The organism is Candidatus Sulfotelmatobacter sp., from assembly GCA_035498555.1.
GTDB lineage: Bacteria > Eisenbacteria > RBG-16-71-46 > RBG-16-71-46 > RBG-16-71-46 > DATKAB01.
Genome location: DATKAB010000165.1, coordinates 1 through 4,146, shown reverse-complemented (window position 1 = coordinate 4,146; position 4,146 = coordinate 1). Strand labels below are relative to the sequence as shown.

The window sequence follows — 4,146 nt, the reverse complement described above, 5'->3', positions numbered from 1 at the left end:
ACCTTCTGCGCAGCGATCGCCGCGCATCACGCCGTGGGTCGCGATGTGGATCACCTCGCAACCGTGCGCCGCCGCCTTGAACGCCTGCTCGGTGGCCGACGCACCGGTGAGCAAGTGCGTCGCGCCGGCGCGCGATTCATTCCACTCGCCGAGAATATCGGTCACCTCGGCGCCGCTGCCCGGGAGCGGCGGCAGCGCGAGTGGGGCGCCTGCCGCGCACGGATCGGGCGCCGAGCGCACCACCGCCGCGAGCATCGGGCCGGCCGGTGCCGACGGCGCTTCAGTACGATTGAAATCCGGTGCGCCCACCGCCAGCAGCTCGCCCGAACCGTTCGCCGCCGACGAATCGAGCATCGCGACCTCGGCGTCGAGCGGATGCATGAGCGGGCCCTGGTCCGCGAAGTACTTCTTGGAGCCGACCGGCAGCGCCGGCCACGGCAGATCAACCACTGGCCCGTCGGGCACGATGAAGATTTCGGATGATTGCGCGAGCAGCGGCGCGAGCGGCGCCCACACGCGAGCGCTCACCGCCGCGCCGAGCTTGCGGCAATCGGCCTCGGCGCGCGCCGCGGCCTTCGCGTCCGCCGGCGGCTGCGTGCTCAGCGCGGCGGTCCACGCTTCGACCGCCGCGTGCAGCGGGCCGTAGAGGCCCAGCTCGACCCGATGCAGTTGCGGATCGCCGGCGCGCGCCACGAACGCCGAGACGTGCGCGCTGTCGCGCCAGCCGTTGTTGATCGCGATCGAGAGCAGCGCCTGCCCGGCCCTGAGCGTGGCGCGCACGTCGGCCAGTCCGTGGTCGCGCGGCACCGCGCCCGCGCCGCGCGCCGACAGCACGTCGCCATATGCCTGTTCGGCCTCGTTGGCTTCGAGCTGCGCGCGCGCGATGCTCGCCCGCGCCGCCGAGTCGCCGGCAACGCCGCGCACCAGCAGTCGCGCGTAGCGATCCTGCGCCGAGCGCCAGCGCGCGTTGGCGCCGGCCACCGCGGTGTCGCCTTCGAAGCCGCGCGGGGTCGCGCGCCGGGCCAGCTCGCCGCGCATCAGGCCGCGCCGGCGCACCATGTGGTCCCACGCCGTCTCGAGGCGCGCCGGGTTGCTGCCCGCCAGGCTCAGCACCAGATCCTGCTCGCCGACCGTGCCCTGAGCGAATTGCAGGCTGCGCCGGTCGGACAGCCGGCCAAGATTGATGCGCAGGCTTTCGCGATTTCGCTGATCGCAGTCGAGCGCCTCGCTCCACGCCGTGTCGGCCTGTCCGCGCTTCCAGTCGGCGTAGGCGCAGAAGTACTGAAACGTACCGGGGAGGACCGGAAGGTTCGAGCCATAGCGCGCGCGCAACTGGTCGAGCCGGGCGCGCGACCGCGTGAGGCCCGCGGTGTCCCCGAGCCCCACGTAGCTGTACACGCGCTCGTACTCGGTTTGAGCGAGAATCTGCGCCGACGGAGTGCGCCTGGCGTTTTCGCTGCGCTCGGCGCTGTCGCACATCGCGAGCGCCTCGGAGAATCGGCGGCGCCGCTGCAGCTGCTCGGCGTGCTGTTGATACGCGGTTCCGAGCAGGGCACGCACCGGCCCCGGATTGGCCGCGAGCAGGGACTCGATCTCGGTGTACCGGCGAAGGCCCGCGTCACCGGGAGTGATTTGCGCCTGGGCGCCGGCCAACAGGAACTGGAGATTGAGGGTGCGCGAACTGGTCGCGCCATATTGTGCCGCGTACGCGGGAATCAGGGGCTGGAGCAGCGCGATCGCGCCGCCATAGTCGCGCATGAGAGCGAAGGCGGTGGCGAGATTGCCGCGCAGGGTCAGCGCCTGGCGTGAATCGTCGCCGAAGTTGAGCCGTACGATCCGATACGACTCCTGAAGCAGGTCCACGTCGCGCGCGTAGTTGCCCTGGCGAGCCTCGAGGTCGGCGAGGATGTTGAGCGGCACCCAGCGGGAGGGATGGTCGTTGGCGCCGATCTTCGCGAACGTGGCCAGCGAGCCTTCGAGGACTTCGCGGGCGCGGCCGAAATCCGCCAGCTCCATCCAGCAGGCGCCGGTCTGCGCCTGCAGCAGGGCCACCGCCGGGCTGTCGGCGCCGTCGGCCAGTGTGCGCGCCGCGATCGCCTGGTTCCACGCGTCGAGCGCTTCGCGGATCTCGCGCCGGTCGCGATGGCAGAGCGCCAGCTGATTCCAGGCTTCGGCAACCAGCGTGTCTTTGGGCGCGAGTGTCGCGCTGTAGATGTCGACCGCGCGCTTCAAATGCACAAGCGCGCTGTCAGTGTGGTCGGCGCCCTGGAGCGCGCGGCCGATCAGCAGCTCGGCCTCGGCGACCGGCGGCGTGTTGTTCCCCAACTTGCGGGCGCGGATGTCGCGGGCGCGAAGGCCATCGTTGAGCGCGACACCGTCGGCGTAGCCCGTCTGTCGCATGTGCGCGACACCGGCGAGATAGCTTGCCTCGGCGATCGCGAGCGAATCCGTCTTCGGCTGCTTCGCGAGATCGGCGAGCGCGGCGGTGGCGAGGCTTTCGGACGCTGCCCATTGGGACTGCGCCTGCAGCGCGCGGATCGCCGCCAGGTCGGGGGCGGCGGCCCGAGCGACCGGTGCGATACCCACCATCATCGCTAACAACGGCACGGCCAGGCGCATGCCTGCGACCTCTCGAACCCTACAGACGTGGACGCAATAAGCATGGCCCATGGCGGGCTCGGGCTGCAACACCTTCGGTCGGGCCTCCGAGGGCGGCGATTGAGCGCGGCCTCGCGATGGCCTAACGTGCGGCGTTCCTGCCGCGCAACGTTCCCGTTCGAGAGCCCGCTCCCCAGTGAACTCCCGACCGACCATGGTCGTGTTGCTGATCGCCGCATTCGGCGCCGCGTGCGCCGTGCCGGCCGCGTTCGCTCGCGCGCCGGTCGGTAGCGGGACCATCGACCCTTCGGCGCAGTCGAAGCCGAGCATCGATCCGATCGATGCCTCGGCCGATGGCACCAACGAGCACTCGGGGAGCGGCGTCACGCCGCTGATCGCACCGATTCCGTTCAAGAACACGCAGGTCGGCTGGGGGCTGGCCGTGATGCTGGGCCTGATCCATCGCTTCGATCCCGACACGTTGTACAAACCCTCGACCGGCGGGATCGCCGGCTTCTATACCGAGAACAAGAGCTGGGGTTGGATGGTGATGGAGATGGCGCGCATTCAGCACGACACCTGGCGGCTGCGGGGGCTCGCGAGCCACTGCGACATCAACTACGACTTCTACGGCATCGGCGAGGATGCGGGGAACGCCGGCAAGTCCATTCCGCTCGAGCAACCCATGAACTTCGTGGCCGGTTCGGCGCTGCGGCGATTCATGCCGAGTCTGTACGCGGGCGCGTCCGTGCTGTGGCTGCAGACCAGTGTTTCGCTCAAGAACAATTCGGGCGTGGTACCGCCGCCCGAGCTTGAGGATCTCAGCCGGACCGATCTGCTCGCGCCCGGCGTCTCGGGCGAATTCGACACGCGCAACGACGACTACTGGCCGAGCCGAGGATCGATCGCGTCGCTCAAGGGCAATTTCTTCAGTTCGGCGCTCGGCAGCGCGCGGGACTTTCAGCGCTATGCCGGCGCGTGGTCGTGGTATTCGGGAACGCGTTTCCCCCGCACCATTGTCGCGACCAACCTGAACGTGACCGCGGCCGCGGGCGACGTGCCGTTCTGGGCCATCCCCTCGCTCGGCGGCGGGCAGTACGGGCTGCGCGGCTACACGCAGGGGCGCTATCGCGACGACGTCGTGACCACCGCCCAGGCCGAGTTGCGCTGGCATGCCCCGAATCGGCTCGGTGCGGCGGTGTTCGGCGGCTTCGGCCAGGTGGCGCCGAGCGTTAGCGAGTTGGCGAGCGCGCAGGTGCTGTGGGGCGGCGGCGCCGGCGTGCGGCTGCAGCTCACCAAGGAGTACCCCATGCACATGCGGCTCGACTTCGCGTGGGGGAAGACCGAGCGGCTGCTGTACTTCAGCGTGGGGGAGGCGTTCTAGCTCCTCGGGCCGCGCGCAGCCGATCGGTCATGCTCCGAAGATTGGTGATGGTGCAGGACGTGCAGGGACTGACCCTGCATGTCGCCAGCGGGTCGCTTCTCGCCCCCATTCTGCCCCAACCCATCCTGTTGCCACCACCGCACTAGCGGGATCGGCTGGCGCTG

2 protein-coding genes are annotated in these 4,146 nt (G+C 70.0%); one reads left to right on the top strand and one right to left on the bottom strand.

The genetic code is table 11. The annotated features are described in order from the left end of the window. Nucleotides 1-2,619: CHAT domain-containing protein (locus VMJ70_13330; protein HTO92108.1), on the bottom strand; the 2,619-nt coding region annotated here is incomplete at its 3' end. Nucleotides 2,620-2,794: 175 nt separating this feature from the next. Here VMJ70_13330 and VMJ70_13325 point away from each other — a divergent pair. Continuing rightward, a complete protein-coding gene (locus VMJ70_13325) occupies nucleotides 2,795-3,982 on the top strand; it encodes a BamA/TamA family outer membrane protein (GenBank protein HTO92107.1) in 1,188 nt (395 codons plus the stop codon). Nucleotides 3,983-4,146: the final 164 nt, after the last annotated feature.